1 pseudogene is annotated in these 1,165 nt (G+C 75.5%); it reads left to right on the top strand.

The features are described 5' to 3' along the window. Nucleotides 1-260: 260 nt before the first annotated feature. Nucleotides 261-1,165 (top strand): annotated as a pseudogene (locus ACLEQD_RS43865) (serine/threonine-protein kinase PknK); the annotation flags it as partial.

Raw genomic sequence — 1,165 nt, 5'->3', positions numbered from 1 at the left:
CCCGCCGGGGCACGCGGGCGTGGTGCGCGCGGTGGGCTGGCACTTCGCGCGCTCGGACGCGCCCGCGGAGGCCATCCAGCCGCTGCTGCAGGCGGGGCACGCGGCCATCGAGGCGGAGGCGCTGCTGGAGGCCACGCTGCTCCTGAAGGAAGCGGCGGCGCTGCTGGAGTCCGCGCCGGACTACCCGGGCGCTCGGAGCAGCTTTTGCGCACGTGGGTGTCGCTGGTGGAGGTGGGCTACTCCAGCGACCGCCGACGTCGGTGGCGTACGCGGACCGGCTCTTCGCGCACTGGGAGGCCACGGTGGACGTGGCGTCCGGGCGGCGCGAGGCGCTCCGCCGGCTGGAGTCCGCGCGCGCGGCCACGCCCGCGGAGCGCGAGGAGCTGCTCATTCCGCTCTTCCGCGAGGTGGCGGCGGACGCGCGGATGACGCCGGTGGACGTCTTCTGGAAGCGCTCGGAGCTGGAAATCCTCCAGGGCATGGCGCTGGCCATCCTGGGGCGCACGGAGGAGCTGGAGGTGCTCACCGCGCGCGTGGCCGCGGAGCACCCGGAGGACTCGCCGTACCGGGCCGGGCTGTCCGTGGCCCGCTCCACGCTGAGCGCGTACACCGGCCAGTGGGCGGGTGGGGTGGCCGAGCAGCGCAAGCAGGTGCAGCGGCTGCGCGAGTTCCGCGACGCGGTGGGGCGCCCGCCCCGGCGGCTGGCGTGGGCGCTGGGCATGGGCGGCTACCTGCTCAACATGAACCTGGCCCTGCGCGGCGAGCCGCTGGATGAGGAGCTGCTGAAGGACGGGCTCCAGCTGGCGGAGGCGCAGGGCTTCACCGACGTGCGCGCCTACCACCTCTTCGCGCAGGTGGCGCGCGCGGCCTTCACCGGCGACGGCGCCGCGTTCGCGTCCGCGCTCGCGCAGAAGACGGAGCTCATCCGCCGGCTGGGCAGCCCCCGGCTGATGGAGCGCAACCTGGCCCTCTTCACGCCGCCGTACTACCTGGAGCGCGGCGAGCACGAGCTCGTCGCCGCGGTGGTGTCGCGCGGCGAGGCGCTCTCCCGCGTGCTGCCCGAGGACCGCTGGCTGCGCGCGCACGTGCTCGTGTACCAGGCGTGCCGCGACGTGCTCTTCGAGGACGCGGGCGCCGCGCGCGAGTCCCTGCCGCGCTACCTCGC

The organism is Corallococcus sp. 4LFB (genome assembly GCF_046520365.1).
Classification (GTDB): domain Bacteria; phylum Myxococcota; class Myxococcia; order Myxococcales; family Myxococcaceae; genus Corallococcus; species Corallococcus caeni.
The sequence above is the reverse complement of the archived record's forward strand: the minus strand, read 5'-3'. Positions and strand labels throughout refer to the sequence as shown.